Origin of the sequence: Clostridium sp. E02 (assembly GCF_003833015.1) — a bacterium.
Lineage (GTDB): Bacteria > Bacillota > Clostridia > Lachnospirales > Lachnospiraceae > Lacrimispora.
Genome location: NZ_RJLQ01000011.1, coordinates 64,742 through 85,185 on the forward strand (window position 1 = coordinate 64,742; position 20,444 = coordinate 85,185).

A 20,444-nucleotide genomic window follows, 5' to 3' on the forward strand; every position below is an offset into this window, starting at 1 on the left:
ATGAAAAACAGGAATTAACCTCATGGTTTTGACAAATTCTGAAAGGAATACTAGATATAATGTTCGTACAGGGCAGGAGGTGAATGCAGCAACGGAAATAAACCTGTACATAGATGTATTGTTCTTGGTCAACTTTATCATGGATTTATTCATATTGTCTATCGTAAGACGTGGAATGAAGTATCCTATGATCCGGTGGAGGATTATTCTGGGATCAGCTTTGGGAGCGGTGTGGGCTGTTATTGTCACTGCATTTCCCATATTTCCCCAAATTGTGGAAATGATAATGACCTATTTTGTGATAAGTATTCTAATGGTGATAACTGCCTTCAACTTAAAAAAACCGAAGGAGATCGGGAAAGCGGTATCTGCTCTTTATCTTTCTGCACTGGTAATAGGGGGAATCATGTCTGCCCTATACCAACATACGAAGGCTGGTTATTATATAGAACAAATTCTTAGGGGAAATGGTCAGGGAGCGATTCCTTTTTACCGGTTGATTTTTCTTGCGGCAGGTACATACTTTGGAATCCGAGCCCTTTTGAGGTGGATTCTTCCAATGATGAAAGAAAAGAGTAATTTTTACGAAGTCACAATGCATTATAAAGGAAAGGAAAAAAAGGTGACTGCTCTTCTTGATACAGGAAACCGTTTGTATGAACCGGTAAGCCGCAAACCCGTCCATGTTGTGACTTATGAGGCGGTTAAGGAGCTTTGTGAAAGTGTGTCAGAAGTTATTTATATCCCCTTTGGAAGTGTAGGAAAAACCAGTGGCATGATGCCAGGCATCTTTCTTGATGAGATGGAAATTCGGCAAGGGGATGTAGTGAAAGTAATTAAAAAACCTCTGATTGCTGTCTGTAAAAAGACGTTATCCGGAAAAGGAGAATATCAGATGTTGTTGCATGAGGAATGAATCTATGATGTAAAGGAGAGAGGATCGACATGATTATAAAAGTATCCGTACCAAATCGTTTTCAGTTTAAGGCAATTCCGACATTTAGAACGCTGATGATGCCGTCTCAGGGGGAGGTCCATTACATCGGAGGGGCAGATATACTGCCACCACCACTTGACAGCGTAAGAGAAGCACAGACAATAGCTTTGCTGGGAGGGGATGATGACCAGAACGCAAAGTCTGAATTGATTGAGCACAATCTTCGGCTTGTAGTATATATTGCAAAAAAGTTTGATAATACCAGCGTTGGGGTAGAAGATTTAATATCCATTGGAACCATTGGGCTAATCAAAGCCATTAATACGTTTAATCCGGAGAAAAACATTAAATTGGCAACGTATGCTTCCCGGTGCATTGAGAATGAGATTCTTATGTATCTTAGACGAAATAATAAGACCAAAATGGAAGTTTCTATTGATGAACCGCTAAATGTAGACTGGGATGGGAATGAACTTCTTTTATCAGATATTCTTGGTACTGATGAAGATGTGATTTATAAAGACTTGGAAACTGAGGTGGAACGGAATCTTTTAAATACAGCAATCAGCCATCTAAATCCTAGAGAACGAAAAATTGTGGAACTTCGTTTTGGTCTGACTGATGTAGATGGAGAGGAGATGACCCAAAAAGAAGTAGCTGATCTATTGGGAATCTCACAGTCTTACATATCAAGACTGGAAAAGAAAATCATGAAACGACTGAAAAAAGAGATAGTGCGGTTCGAATAAATACGGGGAGCTTGTTATTGTGTTTGATGAATATGAAGCAGCACCTGGATACATGGGGACAGTGGAATTTACAATACCAAAGTCTGTCACAGAATTCTAATTATGTAAGCTAAGCCTGCCTTGTAAAAGGTGGGCTTATGTTATGGATATATCTGGTAGAATGATTCCTATGAGAGATAACTCTTCATTGTTTTTAATGCATTCTTTTCCAGACGACTGACTTGCGCCTGGCTGATATGAATCTCATCTGCGACTTCCGTCTGGGTTTTTCCTTCGAAAAACCTCATATCAATGATATGGCGTTCCCGTTCAGGAAGTCTGCACATGGCTTCATTTAAGGAAATATCTTCAACCCAATTCTCTTCCAAATTTTTCTTGTCACTAATTTGGTCCATGACAAAGAGAGGATCGCCGCCATCCGAATAGACTGGTTCGTATAAACTCACAGGGCTTTGTATGGCATCGAGTGCATAGGTTATAGCTTCCTTGCTGACCCCGATTTCATCAGAGATTTCCATAAGCGTTGGCTCTTTTAAGTTCCGCTTCATTAAATTTTCTTTGGCATATATGGCTTTGTAAGCAGTGTCACGCAGAGATCGGCTGACGCGAATAGAATTGTTATCCCTAAGATAACGCCGAACTTCCCCAAGTATCATGGGTACTGCATAGGTGGAGAACCGGACGTTTTGCGTAATATCAAAATTATCGATGGCTTTAATAAGACCAATGCAGCCAATTTGAAACAAATCGTCCACGTTTTCACTACTGCCTGTAAAACGTTGTATGACGCTGAGAACCAGTCTTAAGTTTCCCTTGATGTAATCTTCTCTGGCTTTTTTATCCCCATTTAAAATCCGTTTGAACAGGACTTCCTTCTCTTCATTGCTCAGAAGAGGCAGTTTGGAAGTATTGACGCCACAAATCTCTACTTTGTATCCAGACATATCTTTCCCTCCGCATCATTTTTTTAGCTCATAAAGAAATGATGTACTCATTCGAGGGCTTTTATACGATACCGGAAATAAAATTTATTTCCAGTTTTTGGTCGGTTTAAATTTTCCTGTTTTTTTCGTATAAAATCAGCAGGCCTTTTAATAAAAGGGTATCATCGTAACGAATTTTATGTGTACAGAGTGGTAGTACAGAGGCGGTCAATTCACCAGTAGCAATCAAACTTGCTTTTGCGTTTAATTCTTTCTCCATCTGGTCAATGATACCATCTATCATTGCGGCATTCCCATAAAGAATCCCGTTTTTCATACAATCATTCGTATTTTTACCAATTATTTGTTCTGGTTTGTCTAAACCGATGAGTGGAAGCTGAGCGGCCTGGCTGCTTAGTGAGTCCAAGGAAACCCGAAGCCCTGGAAAAATAATACCACCAATATAATCTCCTTTTTGATCAATCACGGAGATTGTGGTGGCAGTTCCCATATAGATAACGATGATAGGAGCCGTATATTCTTTTATAGCTGCAACGGCATTCACAATTAAATCACTGCCCACTGATTTTGGATTGTCCATTTTAATGTTTAAACCTGTTTTCATACCGGAACCTACCAGCATGGGTGTGATTTTTGTTGATTTTTTCACTGCCGAAATAAGAATATCGGTAAGTGGAGGAACTACGGATGAGACAATCGCTCCCTCAATAAAAGGAATGGGCAGCTGATGGATCTCCATCACATTCTTAATATTGACGGCATATTCAAATTCTGTCTTTGTGTGATCAGTGGCTACCCGTTCTACAAAGTAAGTTCTGGAATTGTCAATGCCTCCAATGATGATGTGGCTGTTTCCGACGTCGATCGCTAAAATCATAGAGGGAACTCCTTTCCAACCTTTTTTTCTTATGCTATACTGTAGAATATCATATTTTACAAGGAAAAACAACGGGAGGCGTTTATGCTAAAAGGAAAAAATATTATTTTAGGAGTTACCGGAAGCATTGCTGCTTATAAGATTGCTGGACTAGCCAGCATGCTAGTGAAAAAAGGCTGCCATGTACAAGTACTCATGACTAGAAATGCTGCCAATTTTATTAATCCCATCACCTTTGAAACATTGACCGGAAACAAGTGTCTTGTGGATACCTTTGACCGGAATTTTCAATTTAACGTGGAACATGTATCTGTCGCAAAGACCGCAGACTTGGTTATGGTGGCACCAGCCAGTGCCAATGTGATTGCCAAACTTGCTCATGGACTAGCGGATGATATGCTCACAACAACTGTACTTGCATGTAAGTGCAAAAAGTTCATTGCACCGGCCATGAATACCAATATGTACAACAACCCCATTGTACAAGATAACATTAAGATTTGTCAGTCTTATGGGATGGAAGTGATCGATCCAGCGTTTGGGTATCTGGCATGTGGAGACACTGGGGCAGGAAAGATGCCAGAGCCAGAGACACTTTATTCATACATTGAACGAGAAGCAGCCTATGGGAAAGATCTGATTGGAAAAAAGATTTTGGTCACTGCAGGTCCTACCAGAGAAGCCATTGATCCAGTGCGTTTTCTTACAAATCATTCCACTGGTAAGATGGGATATGCCATTGCCAGAGCCGCATCGTTACGAGGTGCTGAGGTAACACTCGTTACGGGAAAAACAGAGGTGCCAACCCCTTTATTTGTTAAGGTGTTAAGAGTGGAAAGTGCAAAAGAAATGTTTGAAGCTGTAACAGAACATGCTTTGGATCAGGATGCCGTGATCAAAGCTGCGGCGGTAGCAGATTATCGGCCCAAACAGGTTAGTACAGAAAAGAACAAGAAAAAAGAAGGGGATTTGACGCTAGAACTAGAGCGCACAGATGATATACTGAAATGGCTGGGAGAACACAGAAAACCGGGATTATTTTTGTGCGGTTTTTCAATGGAAACCCAGAACATGTTGGAAAACTCCAGAGGAAAGTTGGATAAGAAACATATTGATATGATGGTGGCGAATAATTTAAAAGTTCAGGGTGCTGGATTTGGGACAGATACCAATGTTGTCACTATAATTACAAGGGAAAAAGAAACATCTCTTGAAAAAATGACGAAAGAAGAAGTGGCTCACTATTTACTAAAAGAAATATTTTCTTTAAAATCTAAGTCATCCCAATGACCGTTATAGTAGATAGAATCTTGACGAATGGTTAAAATCATACTACAATAGACAAGATCTAGACGTATAATTGGAGGAACTATTTTTGTGAATATAGCGGACGAAATAAAAAAGAGAAGAACATTTGCCATTATTTCCCATCCAGATGCCGGTAAAACGACATTGACAGAGAAATTTCTTCTCTATGGAGGTGCAATCAATCTGGCAGGTTCGGTCAAAGGCAGAAAAGCAGCAAAGCATGCAGTATCTGACTGGATGGAGATTGAAAAGGAGAGGGGAATTTCCGTAACCTCTTCTGTTTTACAGTTTAATTATGACGGATACTGCATTAATATCCTGGACACACCGGGACATCAAGATTTCTCGGAGGATACGTACCGTACTTTAATGGCTGCGGATTCGGCTGTTATGGTGATCGACGGTTCTAGGGGTGTGGAGGCACAGACCATCAAGCTTTTTAAGGTATGTGTAATGCGGCATATTCCTATTTTTACATTTATTAACAAGATGGATCGAGAGGCAAAAGATCCGTTTGAGTTGATGGATGAGATTGAAGATGTCTTAGGAATCCGTACTTGTCCGGTGAATTGGCCTATTGGATGCGGGAGAGACTTTAAAGGCGTGTATGACCGGCATAGAGAAACCATAACAACTTATCGTGCCACCATGAATGGACAGAAAGAAGTAGAATCATTGGAAGTTCAGCTTGGAGATAAGCAGGTGGATGAAATGATCGGTGAAAGTCAACATAGACAGTTGATAGAGGAAATTGAACTTTTAGATGGTGCCAGTGATGAGATGGATATGGATCGTGTTAACAAGGGTGAGCTTTCTCCCGTATTTTTTGGCTCGGCACTGACTAATTTTGGTGTTGAGACATTTTTACAGCATTTTCTTCAGATGACGACTTCTCCTTTGCCAAGATTGACTACAACAGGAGTTGTGGATCCTTTTGAAGAAAACTTCTCTGCTTTTGTCTTTAAGATACAGGCAAACATGAACAAAGCCCACAGAGATCGAATTGCCTTTATGAGGATTGTTTCCGGCAGATTTGATGCTGGCATGGAAGTCTTTCATGTACAGGGAGGGAAAAAACTTCGGCTTTCCCAACCTCAGCAGATGATGGCTCAGGATCGTAAGATAGTAGAAACTGCGTATGCGGGGGATATTATTGGTGTGTTCGATCCTGGTATATTTTCCATTGGAGATACCCTTTGTAAATCCAATGATAGGTTTGAATACGAAGGAATCCCAACGTTTGCACCGGAGCATTTTGCCAGAGTTAGACAGATGGACACCATGAAACGGAAGCAGTTTTTAAAAGGAGTCAATCAGATTGCACAGGAAGGTGCCATTCAGATTTTCCAGGAATTTAACACAGGAATGGAAGAAATTATTGTGGGAGTAGTCGGTGAACTGCAGTTCGAAGTACTCACATATCGTTTGGAGAATGAATACAACGTAGAAGTAAAGCTTGAAAAACTCCCTTATGAATACATTCGTTGGGTAGAAAATAAAGATGAAATTGATGTAAAAAAAATCCAGGGAACTTCGGATATGAAGCGTATCAAGGATTTAAAAGACAGTCCATTGCTTTTATTCGTCAATAGCTGGAGTATTAACATGGTGTTGGAACGTAACCCAGAACTAAGGCTTTCTGAATTTGGACACAATTAAAATTCACAAGTCATAGTAAGGGATGGAAAATGAAAAGGAGGCAGCAGACTATGAGTAAGATTGATGAAGTAAGACAGGCGATGGTAGTGGCAATGAAGGCGAAAGACAAGCCTAAAAAAGAGGCGTTATCCATGCTTCTTTCGGCTCTTAAAAATTTCGAAATCGACAAGAAGGACCATACTCCAATTACAGAAGAAGAAGCCAATGCAGTCGTAAAAAAAGAGATCAGACAAACGCAAGAGACGCATGATCAGGCACCAGAAGATCGTACGGAAATCCGAGAGGAAGCAGCATTTCGAATCTCTGTTTATAAAGAATTTGCTCCAGAGGATATGGGCGTAGCGGAGATTAAAGCAGTTATAGATTCAGTTCTTTTTGAGTTGGGAATTGAGATTCCGTCCCCGTCTGACAAAGGGAAAATCATGAAAGTACTTATGCCAAAAGTAAAAGGAAAAGCAGATGGTAAGGTGGTAAACGAGATACTAGCGAGCATGATGAAATAAAAGGGGGAATGATTTATGTATAAGAAGGAAATTGAAGAATATATCGATGCGCATAAGCAAGAGATGATTGAAGATATCTGTACGCTATGCAGAATCAATAGTGAGAAGATGCCTTATAAAGAGGGGATGCCTTTTGGGCCAGGAGCCTTTGAAGCGTTACAAGAAGCTCTTTCAATGGCTGAATCTTATGGATTCTCCATTACCAATTATGATAACTATGTAGGGACTGTGGATATCAACGATAAGCCCCATCAGCTTGATATTCTGGCACATCTTGATGTGGTTCCTGCAGGAGAAGGCTGGAAGGTGACAACCCCCTTTGAACCAGTGGTGAAAGATAATAAGTTATTCGGCAGGGGGACTTCGGATGATAAAGGACCAGCAGTGGCAGGTCTTTATGCCATGAGGGCAGTCAAAGAATTAAAAATACCGTTATCAAAAAACATTCGTTTGATTCTTGGAACAGATGAAGAATGTGGAAGTTCCGATATCGAACATTATTATGCCGTTGAAAAAGAAGCTCCTATGACCTTTTCTCCTGACGGTTCGTTTCCAGTAGTGAATACGGAAAAAGGTGGATTAAATGGCCATTTTACGGCATCCTATGCGCCATCTACGGCAATGCCAAGACTGGTAAGTTTAAAAGCTGGAGTCAAGGTTAATGTTGTGCCTGGTAAGGTAAGTGCTGTGGTTGCAGGTGTGGAAGAGACTGCGCTAAGAAAAGCCGCTTCAGATTGCGAAAAAGAAACTGGTATCCGGTTCGAACTGGAAACTAAGGGAGAAAATGCTACGATAACGGCCATCGGAGAAGGGGCTCATGCCTCTTTACCGGAGGAAGGGAACAATGCATTGACCGGTTTACTGGTCTTTTTAACGAAATTACCCTTGGCAGAGTGTGAACAGGTGGCAACATTGCGGAAACTTCTTACCTTGATTCCTCACGGTGATACAAGAGGAAAAGCGCTTGGGATCGCCATGAGTGATGAGGTTTCAGGAGAATTAACGCTGGCATTTAGCTTACTGGAAGTAACGGAGTCCTCTCTTGAGGGAACGTTTGACAGCCGCTGTCCTATTTGTGCAACAAAGGAGAACGTGCTGGAAACAGTAAGAAAGAACATGATGGAACAAGGATTTACTTTAACCAATGATTCTATGAGAGCACCTCATCATGTAGATGGAGAGTCTCAGTTTGTTCATACGCTTTTGGCTGCATATGAAACCTATACTGGCAGAAAAGGAGAATGTGTGTCCATGGGCGGAGGAACCTATGTTCATGATCTGAAAAATGGAGTTGCGTTTGGAGCGTCCATGCCGGAAACAGATAATCGTATGCACGGAGCGGATGAGTATGCGGTAATCGATGAACTGATTATAAGTGCAAAGATTTTTGCTCAGGTAATTGTGGATCTTTGTTCATAATGATGTTTGTCTGGCAAATTAAATCAAAAAACGATTGACAAAAAGGTGCAGAAAGCTTAAAATACGCCTAACAAAGTGATTCCTACTTTTTCTGTAGGAATCAGGGGAGGAGTCAGTTGCCATGAACCAATCGAATACGATGCAGATGAATAAGATAAATATGGATTGCAGATATGGCATGTGTCGGATGATGTGCTGCATGTTAAAGTATGTAAAAACACCATAAAGAAATTCATTTGTAAGGTTTGTGATATGAGTTCGCTGGGAACGGCAATTTGCGGAGATTATTAAGTCGCAAGTCTGTACAGGGCTTGCGGCTTTTTTGGTAAAGTGATAAATCCCTATAGGGGATTCTTTCATGTACTTAAAAGAAAGGAAACAGACACATGCAGACAGCAGAACCAATTATTCAGCTGGTTGGACTGGGGAAAGAGTTTTTGACTTCTAATGGCCCGATTACAGCTTTGGATGATATTAATCTTTCCATTGAAAAAGGTGAGATATTCGGGATCATCGGTTTGAGTGGAGCCGGTAAAAGTACATTAGTTCGTTGTATTAATTATCTGGAAGTTCCTACATCAGGAAAAGTATTGTTTGAAAATCAAAGCCTTACGGATATGACATCTCGTCGACGGAGGTTGGCAAGACGGTCTATGGGGATGATCTTCCAACAGTTTAATCTTTTAGCGCAGAGAAATGTAATCCAAAATGTTTGTTTTCCATTGGAAATTGCAAATATTTCGAAGGATAAGGCCATTAAAAGAGCGACGGAACTCTTAGAGTTGGTAGGATTAGAGGATAGGGCGAAAGCATATCCGTCCCAGTTATCAGGAGGTCAGAAGCAGAGAGTTGCCATAGCCAGAGCATTGGCGAGCAATCCCAAAATCCTTCTTTGTGATGAAGCAACCAGTGCCCTGGACCCGAATACTACGAAGTCTATATTAGCACTTTTAAAAGAAATCAACAAAAACATGGGTGTAACTGTAGTAATCATCACTCATGAGATGTCTGTAATTGAATCCATTTGTGATCGTGTGGCTATCATTGATCAGAGTCATATCGCAGAAGCCGGGAATGTTGCTGATATCTTTTCAGAGCCCAAATCCAGAATTGGAAGACAGCTTATATTAGGAGAGGCAGGGGAACAGGCAATTCGTTTCGGGGGTTCTAAGCGAATCCGGATTTCCTTTGATGGACGTTCTTCTTCTGAACCCGTTCTCTCTAATCTGATTTTAGCCTGTAAGGTTCCGGTTAATATTATGCACGCAGAGACAAGAGATATTAATGGGACTGCATTAGGACAGATGGTAATACAGCTTCCGGAGGAAGAGATGGATCAAAATCGTGTTCTGAATTATTTGAAAACAGCAAAAATTACTTTTGAGGAGGTGAAGGATTATGACCTTTGATGCAGCTACGATCGAAATGTTAAAGACAGGAATCTGGGAGTCTTTGTATATGACATTTGCATCCTCCCTATTTGCCTACTTAATTGGTATCCCCTTGGGAATTATGTTGATTGTGATGGATAAGGATGGGATTTATCCGGTTCCTTGGTTTCAACGAATTCTAGGTTTGATTATAAACCTTCTTCGGTCTGTTCCCTTTATTATTTTACTTATCATGGTACTTCCAATCACCAGAGCAATCGTTGGTACCACGCTAGGAGCAACTGCAGTCATTCCGCCGCTCGTGATTGCTTCTTTCCCTTATGTAGCTCGGGTGGTGGAATCTTCCTTTAAGGAAGTGGATGCAGGGGTGATTGAAGCAGCAAAATCCATGGGAGCTTCGACTCTTCAAATTATATGGAAAGTTCTTTTGCCAGAAGCAAAACCTTCTCTTTTAGTAGGAGGAGCGTTATCGGTTACCACTATTTTGGCTTATTCGGCTATGGCAGGTTTTGTTGGTGGCGGTGGATTGGGTGATATTGCGATTAAATATGGTTACTATCGGTATCAGATGAACATGATGTTTGTCACAGTAGCAATTCTGGTGATTATCTTCCAGATTATACAAGAATCCGGTATGAAATTATCCAAAATCAGTGATAAAAGAATTCGGTAGTATTGGCGATTGCCATATTATATAAATATGAAGGAGGAATAAATTATGAAAAAAACGAATTATGTTATTCTGGCCGCTCTTCTTTTGGCAGGTTCCCTGACGGCTTGCTCAGGCGCGAAAGAAACACCTGTGAAAACAGCGAAACAGGAAGAGGAAGAAACGACAACGGCTGCTGACGAAAAGACAGAGACCAAAGCAGAGGAAACAGGCGATTTAGAAACGATCGTTGTGGGAGCATCTCCCTCTCCTCATGCAGAGATCTTAAAGGCAGCAAAAGAAGTATTAAAAGAAAAAGGATATGATTTGGTAATTAAAGAGTACACTGATTATGTACAGCCAAATCTCGCGCTGGATTCGGGAGATTTAGATGCTAACTATTTTCAGCATCAGCCATATTTAGATCAGTTTAATGAAGAAAAAGGAACGGATCTGGTGAGTGCAGCTTCCATTCATTATGAGCCATTTGGAATTTATGCTGGAAAAAGCAAATCTTTGGCTGATTTAAAAGAAGGGGCACAGATTGCAGTTCCCAATGATGTGTCCAATGAAGCAAGAGCACTTTTACTTCTAGCGGACAATGGATTGATTGAATTAAAAGATGGAGTAGAGCTAAATGCAACAAAAAATGATATTATAAAAAATGATGAAAACTTTAAGATTACAGAAGTTGAGGCAGCACAGCTTCCCCGTTCTCTAGGAGATGTAGATATTGCAGTTATTAATGGAAATTATGCCATTGAAGCTGGTTTGAAAGTATCCGACGCATTGGCAGTTGAAGACGCAAAGTCTACAGCGGCGGCTCGTTATAGCAATATCATTGCAGTTCGCAAAGGAGAAGAGACAAGCGAGAAGACCAAAGTTCTTGTAGAGGCTTTGACGAGTGACACAGTTAAAACTTATATGGAAGAAACCTATGAGGGTTCTGTAGTTCCTTCTTTCTAAATGATTAATATCAGGACAAAAGTGTTTTTTACTTTTGTCCTGTTTTTTGTTCTAAATCAAAAACTTAAATTTACAATCAAGACGAACTATTGTATAATGGTTACATTATGAAAAAGGAGTTAATTAATTATGGATGAAAATAACCAGATAGAAAATAACCAGATAGAAAATAACCAGATGGAGGAGAACCAACCGGATCCGCTTCCTTTGGTTGAACCTGAATATAACAAACATACATATGAACAGCCACAAGAAACACAGAATAATATGGCACTTGCTTCTCTTGTCATGGGAATCATAGGTATTGTTACTTCCTGTTGTTGTTACGGTGGTTTAATCTTTGGAAGTCTTGGTATTTTGTTTGCTCTGTTATCCAGAACAGAGGGGCGCTTTGATAAATATGCAAAAGCAGGACTAATCACATCAATTATTGCATTTGCCCTTGTAATCGTGGTTATTTTTGCAGCCATTTTTCTTTCCTTAGTCCGTCACATTGGAGGTATATACGAATGAAAAGCTCGTCAGGTGAGTTGAAAAAACGTGCGAAACGAAATCTTAAAGGTAATTATGGTTTGTGTATCGGTGTAGAATTTATTATAGGCGGTGTGATATTTGCATTCTATATGTTTCTATTTTTAGGTGTAATTGTGCTTAGCTTAATAGGAGATCATCTTTCTCTAGAAGTACCCATGGGATCAGAAATGTTAATGATCATTTTATTTTCAATATTTTTCACCCTTTTACTAGTTGTTGTTATGGGGATTTTTTCACCTGGAATTTTAAAAATATATATGAATATAAGTTCTGGGAACAAAGCAAAGCTGAATGATTTATTCTATGGTTTTAAGAATAAACCACTTAAGTTTTTAGGCCTTTATGCTCTTGTCGCTGTGATATCATTTTTATGGGTGATTCCGTATCTGGTGGTACTAGTGGTGTGCGTGATTACTGATTTTATACCAGTTATGATTGTGATGCTGATTGCTACATACATACTTATGGCGGTTGGGACAATTCTTACATCTCTTTATTTATCCCAAAGTTTTTTCGTTATGCTTGACTCTCCAGATAAAAAGATCGTTTCTTGTATCAAGGAGAGCATCGAGATAATGAAAGGGAATAAGGGGCGGTTGTTTTATATTTCTTTGAGTTTTATGGGGATGATTTTACTTGGATATGCTTCGTTTTATATTGGGTTTCTATGGATTTTCCCTTATATTCGGGCAACCCTTGTAGAATTTTATCAGGATTTGAAACCAGAACTGACGTCGGTATCCTCCGGTTTTGAGGGTCAAACCTATGAAGAAATGCAAGCCAATTATTCTGTAACAGAGTAGTGTCACGGGAATTATGTGCGCATAGAATACACTATAGGAGGTGTAACTATGCGCATTTGTGATCTCAAGCAAAAAGAAGTGATTAATATCTGTGACTGCAGACGCCTCGGTTATGTCGGTGACGTGGATTTTGACATGGATACTGGCTGTCTACTTGCCATCATTGTACCCGGACCTGGTTGTTTTTGTGGTTTTTTAGTTCGGGAGAGGGAGTATATAATTCCTTTTTGTGATATCAGGCAGGTAGGACCGGATATTATTCTTGTAAATGTGGATTTGGATAAGGCGACGGAAAAATGTGGGATTTAATCCATTATTGACTTGCGAATCTTGGGATTGTAAGTTATGATATACATAAAATTAGTTACAATCCGTAAGACAGGAGGTTCCGAGGCGTGAAATGTCCATTTTGCAACGAAGCAGATACAAAGGTCATAGATTCCAGACCGGCAGAAGACAATAGTTCGATCCGGCGCCGCAGACAATGTGAAAAGTGCGGAAAGCGTTTTACTACTTATGAGAAGTTGGAGACCATGCCTCTCATGGTAATAAAGAAAGATAATTCCAGAGAAGTTTATGACCGTTCTAAGATAGAATCTGGTGTTTTACATTCTTGCCATAAGCGTCCCGTTTCATCCCAACAGATAGATTCCATGGTTGATGAGGTAGAAACCCAGGTTTTTAACCGGGAAGAGAAAGAAGTAGAAAGTACAGTGATTGGTGAACTGGTAATGCAGAAACTGCAGGATGTGGATGAAGTAGCTTATGTCCGATTTGCTTCTGTATACCGAGAATTTAAAGATGTAAATACTTTTATGGAAGAATTAGGAAAATTATTAAAGAAGTAGGAGAATTATGTTTCGATTATTTTATCCAGACGAAGACGTGGAGTCCGCGTATGAAATACCCTTTGAGGAATTTTACCAAAAAGGAATCAGGGGTATCATTTTTGATGTTGATAATACCTTAGCACCTCATGGAGCACCACCAGATGACAGGGCAAAGAAGTTGTTTGTTCGTCTCCATAACCTTGGTATGGAAACCTGCCTTCTATCCAACAATAAGGAACCACGTGTTTCTTCTTTTGCCCTGGATGCAGGTAGTTTAAAGTATATTTATAATGGAAACAAGCCAGGGAAAAAAGGGTATCGAAAAGCCATGAATCTGATGGGAACCAATCCCTCCAATACGGTATTTATAGGGGATCAGCTGTTTACAGATGTATATGGAGCCAAAAGAACTGGAATCTATAGTGTTTTAGTAAAACCGATTCACCCGAAGGAAGAGATTCAGATCGTTCTCAAACGCTATTTAGAAGGGTTGGTACTTTATTTTTACCGAAAAAAAAGAAACTAAATTACAGATCAAATGAATGACAATATGGGTAAAGAATCTTGTTATGGGCATACTAAAGTTATGATCTGGACAAGTCGGTCAATAGCAAATTTACACTTTGACAGGAAAGGCGGAAACAGATTATGAAATTATTGGTAATCAATGGACCGAATATCAATTTTCTGGGGATACGAGAAAAAGGAATCTATGGAACGGAAGACTATAAGTCACTGGTGGACCAGCTGCTTAAAAAAGCCAAACAGGAAGGTCATCAAATAGAGGTGTTTCAAAGTAATTATGAAGGTGGTCTGATTGATAAAATTCAGGAAGCACATCATAATGGCACAGAAGGGATAATCATTAATCCGGGTGCTTTTACCCATTATAGTTATGCTGTGCGAGATGCGTTGGGATCTGTAGAGATTCCTAAAATCGAAGTTCACATCTCTAATGTGCATAAACGGGAAGAATTCCGCCATAATTCCGTCACGGCTCCTGTTTGCACAGGTCAAGTGGTTGGTTTAGGCTTAAAAGGCTACTTTCTTGCCATGGATTATCTCACAGGAAAGTAGATTTAACCGAAGAGTAAGGACTAATTTGCAAATAATGGTTGAAAATGCATTTATTTTAGTATAAAATAGAAAAGATTAAGAACAGAATTTCAAGGAGGAATATCATTTATGATATCAGCGGGTGATTTTAGAAACGGTATCACAATGGAGGTTGATGGTACTGTATATCAGATTATGGAGTTCCAGCACGTTAAACCTGGAAAGGGTGCGGCGTTCGTCAGGACTAAGATAAAAGATGTGCTAAACGGTGGTGTTACAGAGCGCACATTCCGCCCGACAGAGAAGTTCCCACAGGCTAGAATCGAAAGATTTGACATGCAGTATCTGTATGCCGACGGAGATCTTCATAACTTTATGGATATGAATACTTATGAGCAGGTAGCATTAGCACCTGACGTAATTGGAGATGCATTAAAGTTTGTGAAAGAGAATGAGATTGTTAAGGTTTGTTCTTACAATGGGAACGTATACTCTATCGAACCTCCATTATTTGTGGAGCTGGTGATAACTGATACAGAACCAGGATTTAAGGGAGATACATCTCAGGGTGCGACGAAACCGGCTACGGTTGAAACCGGAGCAATCGTATATGTTCCTTTATTCGTTGATCAAGGGGACAAGATTAAGATTGATACACGTACAGGTGAATACCTGTCCAGAGTTTAATCGAAGGAAAGAAGGACCGGATAGCCGGTCTTTTTTCTTTCTCTAATGATTCGTTTGATTTTTTGATTCAATTGTAATATAATTAGTATTTAGTTTAGAAATATCTGGAGTAAAAGGAGACCGGAAACCGATGAAGAAGATTCTTGATTTAATTACGGCAGAGATGAAGACAGCTTTTACAATTTGTGGATATGATGAAACCTTTGCAAAGGTTACTTTATCTAATCGCCCGGATCTTTGCGAGTACCAGTGCAACGGAGCCATGGCTGCAGCGAAGGCGTATAAAAAGAAACCGTTTGATATTGCATCGGAAGTGGTGGAAAAATTAAACGAAAATGATGTGTTTTCAACAGTTGATGCAGTTATGCCTGGGTTTATTAATCTGAGATTAAATGCAGAGTATCTGTCTGATTATATGAACGGCATGGCAAAAGAGGATCAGTGTGGATGTGAAAAGGCAGAGAGAGCACACACGATTGTCGTAGATTTTGGTGGTGCTAACGTAGCAAAACCACTACATGTAGGACATCTGCGTTCTGCCATCATTGGGGAAAGCATTAAAAGAATGGGTCGTTATTTAGGACATAAAGTGATTGGAGATGTCCATTTAGGTGATTGGGGTCTTCAGATGGGGTTAATTATTGAGGAACTAAAGGACAGAAAACCGGATCTTCCTTATTTTGACCCATCCTATGAAGGCGATTATCCAAAGGAGGCTCCATTTACAATCAGTGAATTGGAGGAGATTTATCCTGCGGCAAGTAAAAAATCCAAAGAAGATGAGACATTTAATAAACGGGCGCATGAGGCAACATTAAGACTGCAGAATGGTTTCAAGCCTTATCGTGCTGTCTGGAAGCACATCATGGAAGTTTCTGTTTCTGATTTGAAAAAGAACTATGGCAATTTAAATGTCACCTTTGATTTATGGAAAGGGGAAAGCGATGCAGAACCCTTCATACCGGAGCTGATAAAGGATTTGGAAGAAAAAGGATTGGCATATGAAAGCCAGGGAGCACTTGTGGTAGACATTGCACAGGAAGGAGATTCCAAAGAACTTCCACCGTGTATCATAAGAAAATCAGATGGTGCTGCTCTTTATTCCACCTCAGATCTGGGTACAATATTAGATCGGGAGAAAGAGATAAAACCAGACTGGTATATCTATATTACGGATAAGAGGCAGGAGCTTCATTTCGTTCAGGTTTTTCGGGTAGCAAAAAAAGCAGGCTATGTTCCGGAAGACAGGAAAATGTCTCATTTGTGTTTTGGAACCATGAACGGAAAAGACGGGAAGCCGTTTAAGACAAGAGATGGTGGAGTTATGCGTTTGGAAACTTTGATCTCTGATATCAATCAGGCAGCATACGAGAAGATTGTAGAGAATCGGACCGTGACAGAAGAAGAAGCAAGAAATACCTCAAAGCTGGTTGGAATAGCCGCCTTAAAATATGGAGATCTTTCGAATCAGGCATCCAAGGATTATGTATTTGATATGGATCGTTTTGTATCGTTTGAAGGGAATACGGGGCCATATATTCTGTATACCATTGTAAGAATTAAATCCATTCTTTCAAAATATCAGACGCTTGAAGAGAAGTATGTGGGAGAAGAAAAAATTCTTACAGCAAAAACAAGTGCGGAAAAAGAATTGATGCTTTTGCTGTCCAGATACAATGAGATGATGGAAACTTCCTTTCAAGAACTGGCTCCACATAAGTTGTGCCAGTATATATATGAACTTGCCAATGGATTTAACCGGTTTTATCACGATACAAAGATTATTTCCGAAGAAGATAAGAGGCAGCAGGCCTCATGGGTCGGTCTGATTCGATTAACAAAGGAAGTACTTGAAACCTGTATCGGTGTGCTGGGACTTGAGGCACCGGAACGAATGTAAATGGGAAATGAATGTGAGGAGTTATGAGAGTAACACAGATGACGACAAATACCTTTTGGAAAGGTGAGTCAGGCGTCAAAGCTCTGGTCGAGGATCAGGGGCAACAATATCAAACGAGTCTTTTTCTCAAGGGTAGTCAAGTATATGACTACTCTTGTTCCTGCAACCAGGGGAACTCTTACCGGGGGATGTGTCCTCACGTAAAAGAATTGTTAAAGGCTCATCAGGTGAAAGAAGCCGATAACCAGGGCATGCCTGTGACCACATCAACCGAGGCAAGGGCGATGATACGGGAGTATACCAACCGTGAAGTCGCTCAAATTATGGGAGAAAAGCAAAAAGAACAGATTAGACTATCCATCACCGTTTTGCTTACCCGTAAAGACGTGAAACTGGAGGCAAAGCTTGGGAGAGAACGTCTCTATCTTGTAAGGGATCTCGCAGCACTTGCAGATGCGGTAGAAAATGGAACCTATGTAGAGTACGGCAAAAATCTGGCATTTCATCATAATCGTTCTGCGTTTGATAAGCAGAGTCAGCCATTACTGGAATTTTTACTTGAGATGATTCATATCACCTGTGAGCAATATGAACATATGAGTAAAAGTGCTTATTCTCCTAGACCGGTTCTTCGCTACTTGAGTTTAACAAAAGCAGCCAGAGACCGTTTTTTTCTGATCACACAAGGACAGAATATCGATTTTGAGGATTATAAAGGTAGAAAGCAAAGGCTTCTTATTACAGCTGAGAATCCAGATTTGGAAGTTGCCATAAGAAGAAAAGGAGCTGCTGGAGTGTCGGTATCCATTGACAAGGGCATTCTGTTTTTTGAAGGGGTACATCATATTTATCTCACGGATAATCAGTGCCTGCATTGTTGTAATGAGGCTTATAGTGAGACACTGGGAGTATTTCTCACACAAATGATGAATGGGTATGGAAGCAGCTATGAGACTGAAATCAGTAAAAAAGATATGCCTCTTTTCTACGAACGGGTGCTAAAGAAAATAGCGGCTTTTTGCAACATTGACTCCGGGGATCTGGATTTAGATGGATACAAACCAGAAGAGCTAACGGCTCGGTTTGAATTTGATATCACAGATCCAGATGAGATTATATTGCGGCCAACCCTAACTTATGGAGCGTATTCCTTTCCTCCAATTGCAGATGAGAACGTCCCACGTACTATATGCAGAGATGTTCCGGGAGAATTCCGCATCAGTCAGTTGATTGCTAAGTATTTTAAGTATAGAGAATATGAATCAGATTGTCCAGTCATCAAAGAGGATGAAGGTGCGGTTTATCGACTGCTAACGGAAGGAATGCAGGAATTTATGGCACTGGGAGAGGTCTTTTATTCGGAAGCTTTCCAGAAACTAAAAGTTCTCCCTCCGCCAAGAATATCAATTGGAGTCAGAAGTACCGGTAACTGGCTGGAACTTGATGTGGATACAGAAGGATTGTCTGGATCGGATTTTTCTAAACTGTTAAAAGGATATAGACAGAAGAAAAAATATTACAGATTAAAAAACGGAACATTTATTAATTTGAATCACCAAGGACTGATTGCCGTGGAAAATCTAATTCACAGCATGGGCATTGATGAAATAGACATTGAAAAGAAACAGTTTAGTCTGCCAAAATACAGGGCTGTTTACCTGGACGGATTATTGAAGGAAGAGAGTGGGGTCACATTCTATCGGGACCAGATTTATAAGGCTATGGTTCGAGGAATGAAATCCATAGAGGACAGTGAATTCGAAATTCCAGAGTCTCTTCGTTCGGTTCTTAGGGGATATCAGAAAACTGGATTCCGATGGCTGAAAACACTTGACCAATACGGATTTGGAGGAATTCTTGCAGACGATATGGGACTTGGTAAAACCATACAGGTGATTGCCCTCCTCCTTGATGAAGCAGAAAAAAAGAAAACCAGCACATCCTTGATTGTATGTCCAGCTTCTTTGGTTTATAACTGGGAGAATGAAGTTTTAATCTTTGCACCTTCCCTGAAGGTTAAAACGATTACGGGTACAGCTGCAGAAAGAGAAGAGCAGCTTAAAAATTCAGATCATGCAGATGTATTAATTACATCTTATGATTTAGTAAAACGGGATATTGACCGATATAAAAGTATAAGATTTCGTTTTGAGATCATTGACGAAGCCCAGTATATTAAAAATGCATCTACACAGAGTGCAAAGGCAGTAAAGACCATTCAGGCTGATTGTCGGTTTGCACTGACTGGTACTCCAATTGAAAATAGGCTATCCGAACTTTGGAGTATATTTGATTACCTGATGCCAGGCTTTTTATTTCCTTACAGGAAGTTTAAAAAGGAGTATGAACTTCCCATTGTTAAGGAAAAAGAGCCGACTGTACTTGCAAGCCTTCACCGGTTGATTGGCCCGTTTATTTTAAGAAGGTTGAAAAAGGATGTACTGAAAGAACTGCCGGATAAGATGGAAACTGTCCTTTACTCCGCTTTTGATAAAGAACAGAAAGAATTGTATATGGCCAACGCGTTTCGATTAAAAGAAGAACTAGAACATATGGGAGAATCTCGTGGAAAGGAAACGATTCAGATTCTTGCTGAATTGACCAAACTAAGGCAGATTTGCTGTGATCCTCACTTATGTTATAGCAATTATCTTGGACAATCCGCAAAACTGGAAACCTGCCTTGACCTAATTAAGAATGGAGTGGAGGGAGGACACAAAATTTTATTGTTCTCCCAGTTTACCTCTATGTTAAGTATTATAGGCGAGAGACTAAAAAAAGAGAAGATCCCTTATTACATGTTAAATGGTGCTACACCGAAAGAAGAACGGCTTCATATGGTCCAGTCGTATAAAAATGATGACATCCCTCTCTTTTTGATCTCGTTAAAAGCGGGTGGTACTGGGCTGAATTTAACAGCTGCAGATATGGTCATTCATTTTGATCCATGGTGGAATGTTGCCGCTCAAAATCAGGCCACGGACCGTGCCTACAGAATTGGACAAGATAAACAAGTAACCGTTTTTAAACTGATTACCAAAGGGACCATTGAAGATAATATATTAAAGCTGCAGGAGTCTAAAAAAGATTTGGCTGAACAGATTATAACAGAGGGAACCATCTCCTTTAGTCACTTGACACGAGATGATTTGCTGGGACTTTTGGATGAACAAAATAGATAGGGTGTAAAAAATACTCTTTACATTTTCCGTGGGTGGTGTATAATGATAAA

At 40.1% G+C, this 20,444-nt stretch carries 21 protein-coding genes; 19 read left to right on the forward strand and 2 right to left on the reverse strand.

The window, feature by feature from the left end; translation table 11 throughout:
• Window positions 1-22 precede the first annotated feature (22 nt).
• Genes EFT72_RS09820 through EFT72_RS09830 form a run of 3 tightly spaced genes read left to right on the forward strand, consistent with a single transcriptional unit; the run spans window position 23 to window position 1,786 of the window.
• The gene (locus tag EFT72_RS09820) at window positions 23-916 is read left to right on the forward strand and encodes a sigma-E processing peptidase SpoIIGA (protein WP_124066748.1); all 894 of its coding nucleotides are present in this window, start codon (window positions 23-25) and stop codon (window positions 914-916) included.
• Window positions 917-945: 29 nt separating this feature from the next.
• Entirely contained in the window at window positions 946-1,686 is a 741-nt protein-coding gene (gene sigE / locus EFT72_RS09825) for an RNA polymerase sporulation sigma factor SigE (RefSeq protein WP_124066749.1), read from the forward strand.
• 19 nt (window positions 1,687-1,705) lie between these two features.
• A complete protein-coding gene (locus EFT72_RS09830) occupies window positions 1,706-1,786 on the forward strand; it encodes a DUF3298 domain-containing protein (RefSeq protein ID WP_347561870.1) in 81 nt (26 codons plus the stop codon).
• A 67-nt stretch (window positions 1,787-1,853) separates the two neighbouring features.
• On the opposite strand, the gene sigG is transcribed toward EFT72_RS09830, so the two are convergent.
• Together sigG and EFT72_RS09840 are read right to left on the reverse strand one after the other, a co-directional pair.
• A complete protein-coding gene (gene sigG, locus EFT72_RS09835; protein WP_124066750.1) occupies window positions 1,854-2,630 on the reverse strand; it encodes an RNA polymerase sporulation sigma factor SigG in 777 nt (258 codons plus the stop codon).
• 106 nt (window positions 2,631-2,736) lie between these two features.
• A complete protein-coding gene (locus EFT72_RS09840) occupies window positions 2,737-3,507 on the reverse strand; it encodes a type III pantothenate kinase (RefSeq protein WP_124066751.1) in 771 nt (256 codons plus the stop codon).
• Window positions 3,508-3,591: 84 nt separating this feature from the next.
• On the opposite strand from EFT72_RS09840, the gene coaBC reads away from it, so the two are divergent.
• The 16 genes from coaBC to EFT72_RS09920 all read left to right on the forward strand — a co-directional run bounded on the left by coaBC (window position 3,592) and on the right by EFT72_RS09920 (window position 20,394).
• The gene (gene coaBC / locus EFT72_RS09845; RefSeq protein ID WP_124066752.1) at window positions 3,592-4,797 is read left to right on the forward strand and encodes a bifunctional phosphopantothenoylcysteine decarboxylase/phosphopantothenate--cysteine ligase CoaBC; all 1,206 of its coding nucleotides are present in this window, start codon (window positions 3,592-3,594) and stop codon (window positions 4,795-4,797) included.
• An 87-nt stretch (window positions 4,798-4,884) separates the two neighbouring features.
• Window positions 4,885-6,474: a peptide chain release factor 3 gene (locus tag EFT72_RS09850; protein WP_124066753.1), complete on the forward strand. Its 1,590-nt coding sequence runs from the start codon at window positions 4,885-4,887 to the stop codon at window positions 6,472-6,474.
• 50 nt (window positions 6,475-6,524) lie between these two features.
• Window positions 6,525-6,977 (forward strand): GatB/YqeY domain-containing protein, encoded by a 453-nt coding sequence (locus EFT72_RS09855; protein WP_124066754.1) that lies wholly within the window; start codon window positions 6,525-6,527, stop codon window positions 6,975-6,977.
• 15 nt (window positions 6,978-6,992) lie between these two features.
• Window positions 6,993-8,396 (forward strand): dipeptidase PepV, encoded by a 1,404-nt coding sequence (pepV, locus tag EFT72_RS09860; RefSeq protein WP_124066755.1) that lies wholly within the window; start codon window positions 6,993-6,995, stop codon window positions 8,394-8,396.
• 386 nt (window positions 8,397-8,782) lie between these two features.
• Window positions 8,783-9,805 carry an ATP-binding cassette domain-containing protein gene (locus tag EFT72_RS09865; protein ID WP_124066756.1) on the forward strand — a complete coding sequence of 341 codons (1,023 nt, stop codon included), beginning with the start codon at window positions 8,783-8,785 and terminating at the stop codon, window positions 9,803-9,805.
• The gene (locus EFT72_RS09870; RefSeq protein ID WP_124066757.1) at window positions 9,795-10,460 is read left to right on the forward strand and encodes a methionine ABC transporter permease; all 666 of its coding nucleotides are present in this window, start codon (window positions 9,795-9,797) and stop codon (window positions 10,458-10,460) included. Before EFT72_RS09865 ends, EFT72_RS09870 begins: the two co-directional genes overlap by 11 nt.
• A 45-nt stretch (window positions 10,461-10,505) precedes the next feature.
• Complete coding sequence (locus tag EFT72_RS09875) at window positions 10,506-11,402, forward strand: MetQ/NlpA family ABC transporter substrate-binding protein (RefSeq protein ID WP_124066758.1); 897 nt, start codon at window positions 10,506-10,508, stop codon at window positions 11,400-11,402.
• A gap of 129 nt (window positions 11,403-11,531) precedes the next feature.
• Window positions 11,532-11,915 (forward strand): DUF4190 domain-containing protein, encoded by a 384-nt coding sequence (locus EFT72_RS09880; RefSeq protein ID WP_124066759.1) that lies wholly within the window; start codon window positions 11,532-11,534, stop codon window positions 11,913-11,915.
• A complete protein-coding gene (locus EFT72_RS09885; RefSeq protein ID WP_124066760.1) occupies window positions 11,912-12,739 on the forward strand; it encodes a DUF975 family protein in 828 nt (275 codons plus the stop codon). Before EFT72_RS09880 ends, EFT72_RS09885 begins: the two co-directional genes overlap by 4 nt.
• 48 nt (window positions 12,740-12,787) lie before the next feature.
• The gene (locus EFT72_RS09890; RefSeq protein ID WP_124066761.1) at window positions 12,788-13,048 is read left to right on the forward strand and encodes a YlmC/YmxH family sporulation protein; all 261 of its coding nucleotides are present in this window, start codon (window positions 12,788-12,790) and stop codon (window positions 13,046-13,048) included.
• A gap of 86 nt (window positions 13,049-13,134) precedes the next feature.
• Window positions 13,135-13,587 (forward strand): transcriptional regulator NrdR, encoded by a 453-nt coding sequence (gene nrdR / locus EFT72_RS09895; protein ID WP_124066762.1) that lies wholly within the window; start codon window positions 13,135-13,137, stop codon window positions 13,585-13,587.
• 7 nt (window positions 13,588-13,594) lie between these two features.
• Complete coding sequence (locus EFT72_RS09900) at window positions 13,595-14,095, forward strand: YqeG family HAD IIIA-type phosphatase (RefSeq protein ID WP_124066763.1); 501 nt, start codon at window positions 13,595-13,597, stop codon at window positions 14,093-14,095.
• A 122-nt stretch (window positions 14,096-14,217) separates the two neighbouring features.
• Window positions 14,218-14,646 carry a type II 3-dehydroquinate dehydratase gene (gene aroQ / locus EFT72_RS09905; protein ID WP_124066764.1) on the forward strand — a complete coding sequence of 143 codons (429 nt, stop codon included), beginning with the start codon at window positions 14,218-14,220 and terminating at the stop codon, window positions 14,644-14,646.
• Between the two features lie 108 nt (window positions 14,647-14,754).
• A complete protein-coding gene (efp, locus tag EFT72_RS09910; protein ID WP_124066765.1) occupies window positions 14,755-15,312 on the forward strand; it encodes an elongation factor P in 558 nt (185 codons plus the stop codon).
• A gap of 130 nt (window positions 15,313-15,442) precedes the next feature.
• Window positions 15,443-17,212 carry an arginine--tRNA ligase gene (gene argS, locus EFT72_RS09915; RefSeq protein ID WP_124066766.1) on the forward strand — a complete coding sequence of 590 codons (1,770 nt, stop codon included), beginning with the start codon at window positions 15,443-15,445 and terminating at the stop codon, window positions 17,210-17,212.
• Between the two features lie 23 nt (window positions 17,213-17,235).
• Window positions 17,236-20,394: an SNF2 helicase associated domain-containing protein gene (locus tag EFT72_RS09920; protein ID WP_124066767.1), complete on the forward strand. Its 3,159-nt coding sequence runs from the start codon at window positions 17,236-17,238 to the stop codon at window positions 20,392-20,394.
• Window positions 20,395-20,444 lie beyond the last annotated feature (50 nt).

Coding starts and splice junctions, on each gene's coding strand:
- EFT72_RS09820 (WP_124066748.1), top strand. CDS start 23: ATGGTTTTGACAAATTCTGAAAGGAATACTAGATATAATGTTCGTACA.
- efp (WP_124066765.1), top strand. CDS start 14,755: ATGATATCAGCGGGTGATTTTAGAAACGGTATCACAATGGAGGTTGAT.
- EFT72_RS09880 (WP_124066759.1), top strand. CDS start 11,532: ATGGATGAAAATAACCAGATAGAAAATAACCAGATAGAAAATAACCAG.
- EFT72_RS09855 (WP_124066754.1), top strand. CDS start 6,525: ATGAGTAAGATTGATGAAGTAAGACAGGCGATGGTAGTGGCAATGAAG.
- sigG (WP_124066750.1), bottom strand. CDS start 2,630: ATGTCTGGATACAAAGTAGAGATTTGTGGCGTCAATACTTCCAAACTG.
- EFT72_RS09890 (WP_124066761.1), top strand. CDS start 12,788: ATGCGCATTTGTGATCTCAAGCAAAAAGAAGTGATTAATATCTGTGAC.
- coaBC (WP_124066752.1), top strand. CDS start 3,592: ATGCTAAAAGGAAAAAATATTATTTTAGGAGTTACCGGAAGCATTGCT.
- EFT72_RS09840 (WP_124066751.1), bottom strand. CDS start 3,507: ATGATTTTAGCGATCGACGTCGGAAACAGCCACATCATCATTGGAGGC.
- EFT72_RS09865 (WP_124066756.1), top strand. CDS start 8,783: ATGCAGACAGCAGAACCAATTATTCAGCTGGTTGGACTGGGGAAAGAG.
- argS (WP_124066766.1), top strand. CDS start 15,443: ATGAAGAAGATTCTTGATTTAATTACGGCAGAGATGAAGACAGCTTTT.
- EFT72_RS09875 (WP_124066758.1), top strand. CDS start 10,506: ATGAAAAAAACGAATTATGTTATTCTGGCCGCTCTTCTTTTGGCAGGT.
- pepV (WP_124066755.1), top strand. CDS start 6,993: ATGTATAAGAAGGAAATTGAAGAATATATCGATGCGCATAAGCAAGAG.
- EFT72_RS09900 (WP_124066763.1), top strand. CDS start 13,595: ATGTTTCGATTATTTTATCCAGACGAAGACGTGGAGTCCGCGTATGAA.
- aroQ (WP_124066764.1), top strand. CDS start 14,218: ATGAAATTATTGGTAATCAATGGACCGAATATCAATTTTCTGGGGATA.
- EFT72_RS09920 (WP_124066767.1), top strand. CDS start 17,236: ATGAGAGTAACACAGATGACGACAAATACCTTTTGGAAAGGTGAGTCA.
- sigE (WP_124066749.1), top strand. CDS start 946: ATGATTATAAAAGTATCCGTACCAAATCGTTTTCAGTTTAAGGCAATT.
- EFT72_RS09885 (WP_124066760.1), top strand. CDS start 11,912: ATGAAAAGCTCGTCAGGTGAGTTGAAAAAACGTGCGAAACGAAATCTT.
- EFT72_RS09870 (WP_124066757.1), top strand. CDS start 9,795: ATGACCTTTGATGCAGCTACGATCGAAATGTTAAAGACAGGAATCTGG.